The organism is Pseudomonas sp. IT-P176, from assembly GCF_949767245.1.
Taxonomy (GTDB): Bacteria; Pseudomonadota; Gammaproteobacteria; order Pseudomonadales; family Pseudomonadaceae; genus Aquipseudomonas.
The window spans coordinates 78123-92127 of the sequence record NZ_CATKPN010000031.1; the positions used below are offsets into that span (position 1 = coordinate 78123).

Here is a 14005-nt window from a genome sequence, read left to right on the forward strand (position 1 = left end):
ACCTTTTAACAACTGAGCGACAGTTGTGCTATCGCAGCACCGACATAAACCCCGCTCCAGACGCTTTTTCCGCGCTTTTGTGCGCGACTTTGCAGTATTCTTGGCCCCGGCAGTTTCCCCGGCAGAGGGAAACCCGGATGCTTGCCCTGCGTGTAAACCATTGATCAGCGGTCCATTGGGACCTTTCGTGAGGTTTATCATGCGCATCACTTCGCAACTCATCTGCCAGGCCGCCGACCAACTCCACGGCTTTGTCGGCCTCAACCGCAAGACTGGCCAGTACATCGTGCGCTTCAGCGAAGACTCGTTCGGCATGGACGTCGCCGATGACGGCATCATCCCCACCAGCGAGTTCGTCTGGGCCCCAGGCCCGGATCAGGCCATGACCCTCAAGCGCCAATTGATCCAGCTGTTGCTGGATCAGAACATCGACGACCGAATCAACATCAGCGAACCCCTGCGGGTATACATGCGCCGCGCCGATGTGCCGGAGATTTCGGCGCTGCGCCAGCGGGTGCCGGCTTAGGTTGCGAAGGCATACGAGCGCTCGACCTTGCACACCCGAGTGTGAAACGCCTGATACCAGGTGGCGCGGCCTTGCTCGCGGACGGCACTGTGTTCGGCGTGGCGCATCCAGGCGAGGATCGCCGCTTCGTCGCTCCAGTAGGAAACCGTGATGCCCAGGCCATCCTCACCACGTGCTGATTCCACGCCGAGAAACCCCGGTTGCTCGCGGGCCAGCTCGACCATGCGCTGGGCCGCCTGGTCGTAGCCGTGATCGCCTGCCGTGCGCAGCGAGGTAAAGATCACCGCGTAATAGGGGGCGGCTGGGGTGCTGGCGATCATCGCGGATTCCTCGCGCAGGCCTCGACAAAGGCGTTGACCAAGGGCGGTAACCGGCCCTTGAGCGCAGCCCGTTCGGGTTGAAACAGGCTGGCGACGAAGAACGGATGGCCCTGCAATTCGATGACCCGCAGATCACCTCCAGAGTCATGGCCCGTGGCGCGCAGGCCCTGGCTTTGCAGGGCGTCGGCGAACTCGGGGTTGATCCCGTAGCGGCAGCGGTAGCCTTCGCTGATGTGCTGGCTGGCGTAGGCCGCGGCAATCAGCGAGCCCTCGCGCAACTGGATGCTGTCGACGGCCTCGACCAAGGCGCAAGCCAGGGGCGTGATCACGGCGCGCGTGGCTTCGGGCGAGGTTTCGCCATGCTCGGCATCGGTCCAGCCCAGGACATGGCGGGCGAACTCCAGCACCGCGTGTTGAAATCCACCGCAGGTGCCAAGGAACGGCCGCTGCGCTTGCCGCGCAAACTGAATCGCCCGCAACGCGCCGTCGGTGTTGCGGTAAGGGCTGGCGGGCACGCACCAGAAGCCGTCGAAGTCGTTGAAGCGGGTCTGGCTGTCGATCCGCTCTGTGGCCAGCCACTGCGACTGCACGTCCCGCCCCGTGTGTTGGGCGGCCAGGTTCAGGGCCAGGGGAATGGCCTGGTGGGCGAGGACCTGCGGGTCGTAGTCGCCGATCAGGGCAATGCGCAGGTGGGCTGGATTGGACATGGCGTCTCCAAGACTTGTCGGTGGTTGGGGGGCACTATAGATTGGCGTTCACGCAATCAATATTGGCGTTTACCCAAGTGATCAATGCAGCTACGCACTATCAACTGGACTACCCCGACCTGGTGCTGGTCCTGGCGTTGGTCCGCGGCGGTTCGCTGGCCCGGGCCGCCGCGTTGCTCAAGGTTGACGTCTCGACGGTGTTTCGTGCGGTCCGGCGCCTGGAAGCCGGCTTGGGCCAGGCGCTGTTTGAGAAAAGCCGTGCCGGCTACTTGCCCACCAGCCTCGCGCAAACCCTGGCCGAGCAGGCCGAACGTGCCGAACAGGCGCTGGATGCGGCGCGGGTCGGGGTGGAGCAAGGCGGTGAAGTCATCAGCGGCACGGTGCGCCTGACTTGCACCGACTCGGTCTTGCATGCCTTGTTGCTGCCAGCCTTGGCGTACTTCATGCCGGGCTATCCGGCGTTGACCCTGGAGCTGAGCACCTCCAACGACTTTGCCAACCTCAGCCGCCGCGATGCCGACATTGCCCTGCGCCTGACCCGGGCGCCACCAGAGCATCTGGTGGGCCGACGCCTGGCGACCGTGTCCTATCGGGTGTGCGCCAGCGTGAATTACCTGCAGTCGGTCGATCCGGGCGACCTCGCACGCCTGAGCTGGATCGCGCCGGATGACTTCCTCCCGGACCATCCCACCGTCACCTGGCGACGCCAGCAACTACCGGGCGTGCAGCCGAGCTATCGCTGCAACAGCATGCTCGCGGTGACTGAGTTGGTGCGGGCGGGGTTGGGGGTCGCGGCCTTGCCGGACTTTCTGATCGATCCAGGCCAGGGGCTGCGCCCGCTGACCGAACCCTTGATGGGCTACGACACCAGCCTGTGGTTGCTGACCCGTCCGGACTGCCGCGCGCTGCGCTCGGTAGTGACCCTGTTCGATGAGCTGGCGCGGGCCATTCGTTTGCCCGCCTAGGGTAGCGTCAGGCTTGGGGTGGTTGCTGGCCCAGGACGTGCTGATGCACCTGTGAGGTGAGGTTTTCAATGCGCTCGGTCAGGGTCTTGGTCATTTCTGTGAGTCGGGTGTTCTGTTCCAGCAGTTCCAGCAATTGGGCGGCATTCTGCGCCGCTTGCGCCTGGCGTTCGGCATTGGCCACGGCCAGCGCCTCTCGGTGTTGCGCGTCGGCATCGGACTGGGCCTTGTCGCGCGCGGCCTGACGGGTTTGCGCCAGCAGGATCAAAGGCGCGGCGTAGGCCGCCTGCAGGCTGAATGCCAGGTTGAGCAGGATGAATGGGTAGACATCGAAGCGGGTCACCCCAGTAACGTTGAGGACGATCCAGGCGGCGACGATCAGGGTCTGGGCACCGAGAAAGGTCGGCGTGCCGAAAAAACGCGCAAAGGCCTCGGCTTTCAAGGCGAAGGTGTCGTTACCGAAGGTCGCGGCCAGATGCGCGTGGGGACGGTGAAAACGCAGGTGGTCGACGGGTGCTGCGGGGGATGTCGGCGTTTTGGTTGGGTTCATGAGGGTCTCTGCAAGGCCGGGGGGACTGAGGTTCACTATAACCCCCACGGTGCTGCACTCATGCCGGATCTGTGGTGCTGGCGTGGGCGCTGCTGGTTCTGTTGCGACCATTGCTCTTGGCACTGTACAGCGCCTTGTCGGCAGCCTCGAGCCACTGCCCGGCCTCGCTGAAATTCGTCTGATAGGTGGCCAGGCCAATGCTCAAGCTGACCTTCAACTGCGCGATGGCTGGGTGGCGATAGTCGGCGAAGACCAGGCGTAGACGCTCCATCACCTCGATGGCCTGGTCCTGGGGCAGGTTCGGCAGAATCACACAGAATTCATCGCCGCCGTAGCGTCCCGCCAGGTCGTTTTGCCGCAGGTTGAGCTTGAGTTCGGCGCTGAGTTGGCGCAATACGCCGTCGCCGACAATATGCCCGTAGGTGTCATTGATGGCCTTGAAGTGATCGATGTCGATCAGGCCAATGGTGGCCTGGACTTGTTGTCGTTGGCACTCGTGGAAGCTGTCTTGCAGCAGGTCTTTCCAGGCGCCGTGATTGAGCAGGCCGGTCAGGCTGTCGGTGCGGCTCAAGGCACTCAGGGCGCGTTTGTGCTCGGACAGCTTGATTGTCAGTCGATAGCAGACCATGCCCACCGCAAGCGGGTAGAGGGTCAGCATCGGCAGGCAGGCATACACCTGGAGCTGGCTGACTTGCGGTGAGAAGCCGGCCCCCAGCAGCGCCCATGAAATGCCGATGCCCAGCAGTTGGGCGAGGCTGCCCTGGACCAACAGGCGCACCCCACCGGCGGCCACATTGTTCATGGCCATCATCGAGAGGATGGTCACGGTGGCCAGCGGGTTGAAGTGCATGGTCGCGGCCCAGAAACCGCCCAGCAACGAGTCGACCAGCAGGTTGCGACGTTCCGCCTGGTAGGGGAACGCGGAGCGGGTCGCCAGATGATAGGCCAGGTGCGCCCAGCACACGGCATTGAAGCCCAGCAGTACCCAGACCCAGGTGGGCACTCCCAAGGGATAAAGCGCCGCGGCGACACTGATGCAGCCAATGCCCAGGCCAATAATCCGCGGTTTATAGATACGTTTGGCAAATGACAGGCCTTTGCCACGTTGATTTTGCATAGCTCACTGCGCTCATGTCGCCCTGAAACACTTTGTGGTGTTTTACCCTGGGCTGCGATCCATCGAAGAAACAGGTCAATAGTGTCATTTATTGCAGATGCGATCATCAGCCAGATGATGGCCAGGTGCACGCACCCGGCACTTGCCCGCGGCATGACAGCGTAGTACAGGGTAGCTGGCGCGGCGGATCAGCGCTGATAACAGGCCAGGAACATGTCCAGCGCCGACTCGATGACAGTGCTCTGCATCTCGGCGGACAGAACTGGCTGGTTCATGGAGATCTGTGGCCAGAAGGCGAAGGCCTTGAGCATCCCATGCAACTGCTGGGCGGCGAAGTCGGGATCGACCGGCTTGAGTGTGCCATCAGCCTGTGCCGCACGAATCCAGGCGGTCAGGGCTTCCTCGCGTTCGCCGATGCGCAGGACAATGTCCTGGGCACGCTCGGGTGAGTGGATAGTGGCGGCGATAGCCACTCGAGCCAGGTCGAGGAAGCTGTTGTCTGCCAACAGTGCCAGTTTGCCGTGCAGTAGCTGCCCGAGTTGCTCACGCAGCGGTTGTCCGGGACTGTAGACGCTGTCTTCCTGGGCGCAAATGTTGGTCCACAAACGCTGGAGAATTTCGGCGAACAACTCTTCCTTGCTGGCAAAGTGGTTGTACACGGTGCGCTTGGATACCCCCGCCGTCGCCGCAATCTTGTCCATGCTGGTGATATCGAAACCGTTGCTACGGAATTCGCTGATCGCCGCCTGGACAATGGCTTCGCGTTTACGGTCGGTCAGGCGCTGGGGAGCTGTCATAAATACGCTTCGGCAGAGTGGGTGAGCACTTACACTCAGCAGTTTACTTATTCCAGGGTTTGTTGCAATCTTGAAACTACACCGTGCAGTGTAGTTGTGCGGTTAAAATTAGAGTTTGCGGCTGACGCGTGCGTGCATTGGCCCTTTATTGTCCGAAAAAGAAAATCACCGGCTACAGCGGTTTTTCTGGAGTCATTTGAACATGGCCACTTTCTCTTACCAGGCGGACAGCGCCACAGAACTGAAAACCTCCCGCCAGGAGCAGGGCCGCTACCGCAACCCTACAGCGGTACGCCAACCTGGCTTGCGCAAGACTGTGCAAATCTTCTGGAACATGTTGTTCAACAAACCGCGTAACACTCGGCCAGTCGGAGCGATTCCGGTGCAAGGCCTGACCCGCGAGCAGTTGCACAGCGCGCCCAACCACAGCGTGTTCCGGCTAGGCCACTCCACTGTCCTGCTGAAGTTGCGCGATAAGTTCTGGCTCACCGACCCGGTCTTCGCCGAGCGTGCTTCCCCGGTTCAGTGGGCCGGCCCCAAGCGCTTTCATCAGCCGCCGATCAGTCTTGATGAGTTGCCTGAGATCGAAGCAGTAATCCTGTCCCACGATCACTACGATCATCTCGACCATCAGACCGTCATCGAGCTGGCAGACAAGACCCGCCACTTCATCACACCGTTGGGCGTAGGTGAGACCTTGATCAAGTGGGGTATCGATGCCAACAAGGTGCGTCAACTCGACTGGTGGGAAGGCACGCAGATCGACGGGATTCACTTCATCGCCACACCGTCCCAGCATTTTTCCGGTCGCGGCCTGTTCGATGGCAACAGTACCCTCTGGGCTTCATGGGTGATCATCGACGGCGACAAGCGCATCTTCTTCAGCGGTGACACCGGCTATTTCGACGGCTTCAAGGCGATCGGTGAGCAGTTCGGACCCTTCGACCTGACCCTGATGGAAACCGGTGCCTACAACGTCGATTGGCCACTGGTCCACATGCAACCGGAACAAACCCTGCAAGCCCACTTCGACCTCAAGGGGCGTTGGCTGTTGCCGATTCACAACGGCACCTTCGATTTGTCGATGCACGCCTGGCACGAACCTTTCGACCGTATCCTGGCCCTGGCCTGGGAACACAATGTGTCCATCACCACCCCACAAATGGGTGAAGCCTTCAACCTCAACCAGCCGCAACACGGGCAGGCTTGGTGGCTTGAGGTTGAAGAGCAGGGTGAGCAGGCAGTTGCCAATGGCTAGGGCTGGCAATACTTGAGTTGATCACTCGATCATCGCGAAATCCGCTCGCCCCACCGGATCCGGTGCCGATCCCCTGACGCTCATGCCCCGACCCGGGGCAAAACCGGGAAAGAACACCAGGCCCTCGGCCTCCAGCCTGTAGGCCAGGGCCAGGCGGGTGACGTCGAGCACTTCGGCGCCGGCTTCGAACCGCGCTATCGCTTCTACGCTGACCCCGGACTCGCGGGACAATTGCTCCAGTGACCAACCCAGCATCGCACGGGCCTGGGCGCTGTGTTTGGGGGTGAACTGGAACAGGGCGATACGTTCCAGGGTGATTTTCATCGCAATAGAGGCCATGGGGTTTCTCCGGGCTCGAGAGTGGCAAATCAATTAGCACTGTGTTTTTGTACAGTTGTTTTGCGCCCGGATCAAACTCATTTTTTTGATTGATGCGATATCGTGCGGTCGAGGCAGGCGCTAGACGCTTGTGCCGGTATTCGATGAATTGAGCGTCACGCCACGATTACTTGGCGTGCAACTGCGGCGCTTGCCGAATGATGAAGTGATCCAGATTCTCGATGTTGGCACTGAACACCCCGAACGTCTGCTCGGGGTTTTTCTTGCTTGGCACCTGCTTCAACTCCGGCGTCACGCCGTAGAAAAAGCAATACAGCTCCTGCTCGCTCTCGATGGCGTGCTTGATCTCCTCGAGGAACGCCTGGCGCTTGCGGTAGCTGTCGATCAGCTTCTTGCCCAGGTACAGGGTCACCGAGTAGGGCTTCTTCTCGAGCCAGGCCTTTTTCTCGAAGTCGATGCGAAAGCTCTGGGTGTAGTCCTTGATCTCCTTGATCCTGCCCCAGTAAATCAGGCCCTTGTTGTCCTGCAGGTATTCGATCTTCTTGAAGAACGAGGCGTAGGACGCCGTGTGCTCGCCAATCTTCAGCGGCATGCGCTTGAGCAGGTCCTTGTTCTCGAAATTGGAAACGAAACACTCCACCGGATGGGCAAACACGCTGGTCTTGTCTGGCGTTGACTCTGCTATCGGGTGCTCGCCCTGGCTGATGTACGGAGTCGCTGGCATCTGATCCTGCACCCTGTCGGCAGTCACCTCGGTGCTAGCGGGCATGCGCACATACTGACGCCGGGTCAGCAACAGTTCTGACGGGAAATGCTCCTCAATCCCGTCATCCGTTTCCACTCCCTCGGTACTCGACGTCTTCAGGCTGACATATGGACAGCCCTCCACATGCCGGGTGCTGGGCACATTCTTGAAATGCGGCGTGCGGATGTAGTTCACGCTCTTGGCATTGATCGTCCCCAGCACATTGGTGGTTCCAAAGGCCAAGCGGCAGGCATCGTTGGGGCACTGGAAGTGTTCCTTCGCAGAGTCGAACGCCATCGTCTCGTCAAAATTCAGGTCCCGCACGTCATAGATCGACAGCTTGGCGTCGAGGCTGATGCAGTAGGCGAGGTCGAATTTCATGGCGGCGCGAGTCCTGGAGGGGAGAGGTATTAATAGCGGGATGCGCTGATGGTTTTCAACCCTGGTGCACCGATGTAGGAGCAAGGCTTGCCCGCGGTTGCCGTTATCAGTGGAGCAACCAGTAAAGGCTCACAAAAAAGCCCTGGAGGCATTACGCATCCAGGGCTCTTTAAGATCATCGACTCAGCAGTGATGAGCGTCAGGAATCAATCCCAGCTCAATGCCCCACCAGTCTGATATTCAATAACCCGAGTCTCGAAGAAGTTCTTCTCTTTCTTCAAGTCCATGATCTCGCTCATCCATGGGAATGGGTTGGTGGTGCCTGGGTACTCTTCCTTCAAACCGATCTGCGACAGGCGACGGTTGGCGATGAACTTGAGGTAGTCCTCCATCATCGCCGCGTTCATGCCCAGTACGCCGCGCGGCATGGTGTCGCGTGCGTATTCGATTTCCAGTTGGGTGCCCTGCAGGATCATCTGGCTGGCTTCTTCCTTCATCTCGGCATCCCACAGGTGCGGGTTTTCGATCTTGATCTGGTTGATCACGTCGATGCCAAAGTTCAGGTGCATGGATTCGTCGCGCAGGATGTACTGGAACTGCTCGGCGACGCCGGTCATTTTGTTGCGCCGACCCATGGAGAGGATCTGGGTGAAGCCGCAGTAGAAGAAGATGCCTTCCAGAACGCAGTAGTAGGCGATCAGGTTGCGCAGCAACTCTTTGTCGGTTTCGACGGTACCGGTTTCGAACTTCGGATCGGAGATCGAACGGGTGTACTTCAGGCCCCAGGTGGCTTTTTTCGCGACCGATGGGATCTCGTGGTACATGTTGAAGATCTCGCCTTCATCCATGGCCAGCGATTCGATGCAGTACTGGTAGGCGTGAGTGTGGATCGCCTCTTCGAACGCCTGGCGCAGGATGTACTGGCGGCATTCCGGGTTGGTGATCAGGCGGTACACGGCCAGAACCAGGTTGTTGGCAACCAGGGAGTCGGCGGTGGAGAAGAAGCCCAGGTTGCGCATCACGATGCGGCGCTCGTCGTCGGTCAGGCCTTCCGGGTTTTTCCAGAGGGCGATGTCGGCGGTCATGTTGACTTCTTGCGGCATCCAGTGGTTTGCGCAACCGTCCAGGTACTTCTGCCAGGCCCAGTCGTATTTGAATGGGACGAGTTGGTTGAGGTCGGCGCGGCAGTTGATCATGCGCTTCTCGTCGACCGCAACGCGGGCAGAGGCGCCTTCGAGTTCGGCCAGGCCTTCGGCGACGTCGAGTTTGTCGAGGGCAGCCTTGGCGCGAACGATCGCGGCCGAGTCGCTGGCGGTCACGGCGCGCGCTTCCAGCGCAGCAGCACCACCGGCGCTGTCGAGGCGGTCCATGTTGGCTTCTGTTGCGTGGCCAGCATTGGCGCCTTTGGCGACAACTTCGCCGTCTTCTTTATCGAATTCGTCCCAGCTCAGCATGACGTGTCGTCTCCTGCGTGAGGGCCAGTTGCCCGTGTGAAAACTCTGAAGGTCGGTTATTCACACGGCCTGGTGGCCGCGGTGGATCTAAAGGAATCGTTTGTTGCAGCGGTACGCAGGCAAAAAACAGAAATGTCTACGGGTGTCCTGAAGTCGCTGAAGGGCGGAGTCGACATGGTCAGCATCCGGCGATGGCTTCAGCACGGCTTTCACCCTCATGTAAGGAGGTGTTGCAGGCCCGATTTACCGGCGCATTATAGGTGTTTTTTACGGCTTGTGGTGCGACGAAGTAGCCCAGTTAGTGGCCATGAGACCTGCTTTTTCGGGCAGAGCGAGAGTTTATGGGGCTTTGGCCGGCATAGATTTTTTTTGCCGGGTATCGGTAAATTTTTGCCAACCACAGCCAGCTGTCCCGCCAGCTCCACGCAAAGCCCGCCGGGGCGGGCGTGCGGCTCAATAAAACATCGTGCGCGAGTCTTCCAGTTCGGCACAGGGGATGGGCTTGTTCGGGTTGATCCCCAACCGTTTGAAGGCGGGCAGGCTGCTGATGTCGATCTGGGCCAGCGGGTGGTGGCTGCCCAGATGGGCATGCACGGTCGCCACTTGCACCAGGTCGACGTAGTCGACAGCCTCGGGCTGACGCTTGAAGTCCAGGTATTGCCCCGGCAGGTGGACCAGCATTTCCGGAAACTCCCAGACCTGCAGCAGCTTGTCGCCAAGCAGCGGGTGGATGCGCTCGATCACATGGTTGAGGCTGACCGGGTCCGAGAGCAGCTCATAGTGGTCTTGGGCGTAGGTCAGGATTGGCAGCACGCCGATCTGGTGTACCAGGCCACCCAGCGCCGCCTGGTCGGGCTTGAGCTGGGTGTGGCTACGGCACAACGAGTAGCTGATGCCGGCGATCTCCTGGCTCTTGCGCCAGACGTCGCGCATTTTCTGGCCGACCACATCGGAGCGGGCATGGAAGATCTGCTCGATGACCAGGCCGATGGCCAGGTTGCTGCTGTAGTTGATGCCCAGCCGGGTAATGGCCGTGTACAGGTCGGTGACTTCCTGGGCGCCGCGCAGCAGGGGGCTGTTGACCACTTTGATCAGGCGCGCCGACAGCGCGGTGTCGCGGCCGATGACTTTACTCAGGGTGGTGACGCTGATATCCGGGTCTTCGGCGGCCCGGCGAATCTGCAGGGCCACTTCCGGTAACGTTGGCAGAACCAGGTCATCGTTATCGATGGCCTCAACCAAATCCTGTTGGACCTTTTCCGCCAGCTTGCTCATTTCGTTTCTCTAGGTGTTGCGACAAAGTACTGCGGATTAACGCTGGATCTCGCGATCGCGATCCAGTTGGTAAGGCAGTTCGAGCAGGTGCAGGGTCGGGCCTTCGAGCGCGCCCAGGTGCAGGTTGGCACCTTCGGCCGCTTCGGCTTGCAGCACTGCCAGCAGTTCGATGCCCTGTTCGGCGTGTGCGGCGAGGACCACTTCGCCAATGGAGCTGCCGTGGGTTGGCGCGAACAAGGCGGTGCCTGGCTCGGGCAAGTCGCTGGCGTCTAGTTGCAGGCGATACAGGCGGCGCTTGAGTTTGCCCAGGTACTGCATGCGTGCGACGATTTCCTGGCCGGTGTAGCAGCCTTTCTTGAAGCTCACGCCGCCTACCGCCTGCAGGTTGAGCATCTGCGGAATGAACAGCTCGCGAGTGGCGGGCATCACCTGGCCAATGCCGGCGCGGATCTGGCCCAGCAACCAATCGTTGAGGCTGCCTTGCGCGAGGGTGCTCGAGAGTTGCGTCGCCAGGCTCTGTGCCTGTGCGGCCGGGGCCCAGAGTTCAGTGCGGCCAGGGGAGACCCGAATGGCGATCAGGCCGGCGTGTCGGGCGACCGAGTCGGTGTCTGGCGGCAGGTCGAGCCCCAGTGCCGTCAGTGCGGCATCGGCCTCTACCAGGCCAAAACGAACCCAGGCGGCGCTTTCATCAGTGAGTTTGGACTTGGAGAACACGGCGTACTTTTTCAGGTCGGCCAGTTGCGGCTCCAGCAACTCGCTGGCCATCGCCAGCAACACCCCGTCACCCTCCAGCAGGATGCGGAAGCTCGACTGCATGCGGCCCTTTTGGGTGCAGCGGGCGCCGAGGCTCGCCTGGGTATCGCTCAGGTAGTTGAGGTTGCAGGTCAATTGGCCCTGAAGAAACTTGCTGGCATCGCTGCCGCGGACGGCGAGCACGCCTTCATGGGACAAGGTGCAGAAAAAAGCGGAATCAGCCATGGGTCATCGCAGGGTAAAAGGTCTGGAGGACATCATAAGGGGGTGCTCTGGAAATGGGTAGTTTACAAAAGCCTGGAGGCGCCCGACCAAAGCCGACTGTTCGACCGGGATCGGGGCTGTATACTTGCGCTCTATTTGAGGAGCGCTCCATGGTCGAAGATGTTGAACTCAATCGCCTCTATTGGCACAGCCGCCGCGGCATGCTTGAACTTGACGTGTTGCTGGTGCCCTTTGTCAAAGAGGTTTATGCGCACCTGAACCAGGTCGATCGCGACTGCTACGTCAGGTTGCTCGAATGCGAAGATCAGGACATGTTCGGCTGGTTCATGGAGCGTTCCGAATCGGAAGATCCCGAGCTGCAACGTATGGTCCGGATGATCCTGGATCGTGTCCAGCCCAAGTAGTTTCGAATGCCGCTGGCAGGCCTCACGGCAACTGCTGGCGGCCTATCTCCTGGCCCAGCTGTTCGCGCTGGGCTCGCTGTTTCTACTCGATGTTGCCCTGTGGGCCCGCCTGGCGGGTGTCTTGCTGTGCCTGGCGCACGGCGCCTGGGTGTTGCCGCGGCAGATTCTCCTGACTCATCCCACAGCCTTCAGTGGCTTGCGCCGCGATGCCGATGGCTGGCAGTTGTGGAGCCGGGCCGGTGGCTGGCAGGCCGTGCAATTGCGCCCCGACAGCCTGGCCTTGCCGTTGATCGTGGTGCTGCGCTTTCGCCTGAGTGGCGAGCGCTGGGTGCGTTCGATCTGTGTACCGCGCGATGCCCTGGCGCCGGATGTTCACCGGCGCCTGCGGGTACGGCTCAAGTTCAGTCGGCGTAGGTGGGCGGCACCAGGATAGTGTCCAGCGCTTGCGGCAACAGGTCCGGGTAATCGAGGGTGTAATGCAGGCCACGGCTTTCCTTGCGCTCCATGGCTGACTGGATCATCAGTTCGGCCACCTGGGCCAGGTTGCGCAACTCGATCAGGTCGCGGCTGACTTTATAGTTGCTGTAGAACTCGTCGATCTCGTCCAGCAGCAGGCGCACGCGGTGCTGGGCGCGCTGCAGGCGCTTGTTGGTGCGCACGATGCCGACGTAGTCCCACATGAACCGCCGCAGTTCATCCCAGTTGTGGGCGATGATCACGTCTTCGTCGGAGTCGGTGACCTGACTGGCGTCCCAAACAGGCAGGGCGCAGGGGATCGACACCTGGGGCAGTTGCGCAAGGATGTCCGCGGCTGCCGAGCGGGCATAGACGAAGCATTCCAGCAGCGAGTTGCTGGCCATGCGGTTGGCGCCGTGCAAGCCGGTGAAGCTGGTTTCGCCGATGGCATAGAGGCCGGGGACGTCGGTGCGCCCCTGCTGGTCGACCATCACGCCGCCACAGGTGTAGTGCGCCGCAGGGACGACCGGGATCGGTTGGCGAGTTATGTCGATGGAAAATTCCAGGCAGCGCTCATAGACCGTTGGGAAGTGACTCTTGATGAAGGCTTCGGGCTTGTGGCTGATGTCCAGGTAGACGCAATCGATCCCCAGGCGCTTCATTTCGTGGTCGATGGCCCGGGCCACGATATCCCGTGGTGCCAGCTCGGCCCGTGGGTCGAAGCGCTGCATGAAACGCTCGCCGTTGGGCAGCTTGAGGTGCGCTCCCTCGCCGCGCAGGGCTTCGGTGATCAGGAAACTCTTGGCTTGCGGGTGGTACAGGCAGGTCGGGTGGAACTGGTTGAACTCCAGGTTGGCCACCCGGCAGCCCGAGCGCCAGGCCATGGCGATGCCGTCGCCACAAGCGCCATCGGGGTTGCTGGTATAGAGGTAGACCTTGGCCGCGCCACCGGAGGCGAGGATCACGAACCGCGCGCCGTAGGTGTCGACCTGGCCGGTGCCGCGATTGAGCACATAGGCACCAAGGCAGCGATCGCCTTCCAGGCCGAGGCGTTTTTCGGTGATCAGGTCAACGGCGACCCGTTGCTCCAGCAGTTCGATGTTCGGGCGTAGCCGCGCTTGCGCCAGCAAGGTGTTGAAGATTGCGGCGCCGGTGGCATCGGCGGCGTGAATGATACGCCGATGGCTATGACCACCCTCACGGGTCAGGTGGAACTCAAAACCGCCGTCTTCGGTGCCCGACTGTTCGTCGCGGGTGAAGGGCACGCCCTGATCGATCAGCCACTGTATGGCTTCGCGGCTGTGCTCTACCGTGAACCGCACCGCGTCTTCGTGACACAGGCCACCGCCGGCGTTGAGGGTGTCGTCGACATGAGATTCAACGGTATCGGTATCGTCCAGCACGGCAGCAACACCGCCCTGGGCCCAGTAGGTCGAGCCGTTGGCAAGGTTGCCTTTGCTCAATACCGCAATGCGCAAATGATCAGGCAACGTCAGTGCCAGACTCAGACCGGCAGCGCCGCTGCCAATCACCAGAACATCGTGTTGAAACTGTTGGCTCATTTCAGGATTCCGCTCAAAGCGACCCGGGACGGGGTTGGCGCAAGACACCTGAATCGGCGAGTCGAGACAGCCACACAGCGCACTAGTATATAGAGGGGTGGATCGGCACAATAGCCGAGCCTTCGTGGCAATGTGAAACTACTGTGACGCAAAAGACGGATGCCTATGTCGGGT

General features: G+C 60.8%; 16 protein-coding genes. 5 read left to right on the forward strand and 11 right to left on the reverse strand.

Features of this window, described 5'->3' with window-relative positions; translation table 11 throughout:
• Positions 1–199 precede the first annotated feature (199 nt).
• Entirely contained in the window at positions 200–526 is a 327-nt protein-coding gene (locus ACM6IP_RS04645; protein WP_095169774.1) for a DUF2025 family protein, read from the forward strand.
• Here the strand turns inward: ACM6IP_RS04645 and ACM6IP_RS04650 are convergent.
• Positions 523–846, reverse strand: a complete 324-nt coding sequence (locus tag ACM6IP_RS04650; RefSeq protein WP_414861050.1) for an antibiotic biosynthesis monooxygenase family protein — start codon at positions 844–846, stop codon at positions 523–525. The two genes, ACM6IP_RS04645 and ACM6IP_RS04650, sit on opposite strands and share 4 nt — an antisense overlap.
• Positions 843–1553 (reverse strand): CTP synthase, encoded by a 711-nt coding sequence (locus ACM6IP_RS04655; protein ID WP_414861051.1) that lies wholly within the window; start codon positions 1551–1553, stop codon positions 843–845. The genes ACM6IP_RS04650 and ACM6IP_RS04655 overlap by 4 nt, the downstream gene beginning before the upstream one ends.
• A 14-nt stretch (positions 1554–1567) precedes the next feature.
• Here ACM6IP_RS04655 and ACM6IP_RS04660 point away from each other — a divergent pair, with 14 nt between their 5' ends.
• Entirely contained in the window at positions 1568–2518 is a 951-nt protein-coding gene (locus tag ACM6IP_RS04660; RefSeq protein ID WP_414861052.1) for a LysR family transcriptional regulator, read from the forward strand.
• A 7-nt stretch (positions 2519–2525) separates the two neighbouring features.
• Here the strand turns inward: ACM6IP_RS04660 and ACM6IP_RS04665 are convergent, their stop codons facing one another.
• The 3 genes from ACM6IP_RS04665 to ACM6IP_RS04675 form a co-directional block, all read right to left on the reverse strand.
• The gene (locus ACM6IP_RS04665) at positions 2526–3065 is read right to left on the reverse strand and encodes a DUF1003 domain-containing protein (RefSeq protein WP_095169770.1); all 540 of its coding nucleotides are present in this window, start codon (positions 3063–3065) and stop codon (positions 2526–2528) included.
• Positions 3066–3123: 58 nt separating this feature from the next.
• A complete protein-coding gene (locus ACM6IP_RS04670) occupies positions 3124–4182 on the reverse strand; it encodes a diguanylate cyclase (protein WP_095169769.1) in 1059 nt (352 codons plus the stop codon).
• A gap of 188 nt (positions 4183–4370) precedes the next feature.
• Positions 4371–4979: a TetR/AcrR family transcriptional regulator gene (locus ACM6IP_RS04675; protein WP_095169768.1), complete on the reverse strand. Its 609-nt coding sequence runs from the start codon at positions 4977–4979 to the stop codon at positions 4371–4373.
• 202 nt (positions 4980–5181) lie between these two features.
• Between ACM6IP_RS04675 and ACM6IP_RS04680 the strand changes: the two genes are divergently transcribed.
• Positions 5182–6237 carry an MBL fold metallo-hydrolase gene (locus ACM6IP_RS04680; RefSeq protein WP_414861053.1) on the forward strand — a complete coding sequence of 352 codons (1056 nt, stop codon included), beginning with the start codon at positions 5182–5184 and terminating at the stop codon, positions 6235–6237.
• Positions 6238–6258: 21 nt separating this feature from the next.
• Here the strand turns inward: ACM6IP_RS04680 and ACM6IP_RS04685 are convergent, their stop codons facing one another.
• The 5 genes from ACM6IP_RS04685 to ACM6IP_RS04705 all read right to left on the reverse strand — a co-directional run bounded on the left by ACM6IP_RS04685 (position 6259) and on the right by ACM6IP_RS04705 (position 11409).
• Positions 6259–6576 (reverse strand): helix-turn-helix domain-containing protein, encoded by a 318-nt coding sequence (locus tag ACM6IP_RS04685; protein ID WP_095169766.1) that lies wholly within the window; start codon positions 6574–6576, stop codon positions 6259–6261.
• A 166-nt stretch (positions 6577–6742) separates the two neighbouring features.
• Positions 6743–7702, reverse strand: coding sequence for a hypothetical protein (locus ACM6IP_RS04690; protein ID WP_159997518.1), 960 nt, complete (start codon positions 7700–7702; stop codon positions 6743–6745).
• 206 nt (positions 7703–7908) lie between these two features.
• The gene (locus tag ACM6IP_RS04695) at positions 7909–9156 is read right to left on the reverse strand and encodes a ribonucleotide-diphosphate reductase subunit beta (protein WP_095169764.1); all 1248 of its coding nucleotides are present in this window, start codon (positions 9154–9156) and stop codon (positions 7909–7911) included.
• 453 nt (positions 9157–9609) lie between these two features.
• Positions 9610–10431 carry an HDOD domain-containing protein gene (locus ACM6IP_RS04700; RefSeq protein ID WP_095169763.1) on the reverse strand — a complete coding sequence of 274 codons (822 nt, stop codon included), beginning with the start codon at positions 10429–10431 and terminating at the stop codon, positions 9610–9612.
• 36 nt (positions 10432–10467) lie between these two features.
• Entirely contained in the window at positions 10468–11409 is a 942-nt protein-coding gene (locus ACM6IP_RS04705; protein WP_095169762.1) for a YgfZ/GcvT domain-containing protein, read from the reverse strand.
• A gap of 149 nt (positions 11410–11558) precedes the next feature.
• Between ACM6IP_RS04705 and ACM6IP_RS04710 the strand changes: the two genes are divergently transcribed.
• Positions 11559–11813 (forward strand): succinate dehydrogenase assembly factor 2, encoded by a 255-nt coding sequence (locus ACM6IP_RS04710; protein ID WP_095169761.1) that lies wholly within the window; start codon positions 11559–11561, stop codon positions 11811–11813.
• Positions 11797–12246: a protein YgfX gene (locus tag ACM6IP_RS04715; RefSeq protein WP_159997514.1), complete on the forward strand. Its 450-nt coding sequence runs from the start codon at positions 11797–11799 to the stop codon at positions 12244–12246. Before ACM6IP_RS04710 ends, ACM6IP_RS04715 begins: the two co-directional genes overlap by 17 nt.
• Here ACM6IP_RS04715 and nadB read toward each other — a convergent pair.
• Positions 12215–13831: an L-aspartate oxidase gene (gene nadB, locus ACM6IP_RS04720; RefSeq protein ID WP_095169759.1), complete on the reverse strand. Its 1617-nt coding sequence runs from the start codon at positions 13829–13831 to the stop codon at positions 12215–12217. The two genes, ACM6IP_RS04715 and nadB, sit on opposite strands and share 32 nt — an antisense overlap.
• Positions 13832–14005 lie beyond the last annotated feature (174 nt).

Excerpts from the sequence above, each read along its gene's own strand:
- ACM6IP_RS04645 (WP_095169774.1), top strand. The coding sequence starts at position 200 with ATGCGCATCACTTCGCAACTCATCTGCCAGGCCGCCGACCAACTCCAC.
- ACM6IP_RS04650 (WP_414861050.1), bottom strand. The coding sequence starts at position 846 with ATGATCGCCAGCACCCCAGCCGCCCCCTATTACGCGGTGATCTTTACC.
- ACM6IP_RS04655 (WP_414861051.1), bottom strand. The coding sequence starts at position 1,553 with ATGTCCAATCCAGCCCACCTGCGCATTGCCCTGATCGGCGACTACGAC.
- ACM6IP_RS04665 (WP_095169770.1), bottom strand. The coding sequence starts at position 3,065 with ATGAACCCAACCAAAACGCCGACATCCCCCGCAGCACCCGTCGACCAC.
- ACM6IP_RS04670 (WP_095169769.1), bottom strand. The coding sequence starts at position 4,182 with ATGCAAAATCAACGTGGCAAAGGCCTGTCATTTGCCAAACGTATCTAT.
- ACM6IP_RS04675 (WP_095169768.1), bottom strand. The coding sequence starts at position 4,979 with ATGACAGCTCCCCAGCGCCTGACCGACCGTAAACGCGAAGCCATTGTC.
- ACM6IP_RS04680 (WP_414861053.1), top strand. The coding sequence starts at position 5,182 with ATGGCCACTTTCTCTTACCAGGCGGACAGCGCCACAGAACTGAAAACC.
- ACM6IP_RS04685 (WP_095169766.1), bottom strand. The coding sequence starts at position 6,576 with ATGGCCTCTATTGCGATGAAAATCACCCTGGAACGTATCGCCCTGTTC.
- ACM6IP_RS04690 (WP_159997518.1), bottom strand. The coding sequence starts at position 7,702 with ATGAAATTCGACCTCGCCTACTGCATCAGCCTCGACGCCAAGCTGTCG.
- ACM6IP_RS04695 (WP_095169764.1), bottom strand. The coding sequence starts at position 9,156 with ATGCTGAGCTGGGACGAATTCGATAAAGAAGACGGCGAAGTTGTCGCC.
- ACM6IP_RS04700 (WP_095169763.1), bottom strand. The coding sequence starts at position 10,431 with ATGAGCAAGCTGGCGGAAAAGGTCCAACAGGATTTGGTTGAGGCCATC.
- ACM6IP_RS04705 (WP_095169762.1), bottom strand. The coding sequence starts at position 11,409 with ATGGCTGATTCCGCTTTTTTCTGCACCTTGTCCCATGAAGGCGTGCTC.
- ACM6IP_RS04710 (WP_095169761.1), top strand. The coding sequence starts at position 11,559 with ATGGTCGAAGATGTTGAACTCAATCGCCTCTATTGGCACAGCCGCCGC.
- nadB (WP_095169759.1), bottom strand. The coding sequence starts at position 13,831 with ATGAGCCAACAGTTTCAACACGATGTTCTGGTGATTGGCAGCGGCGCT.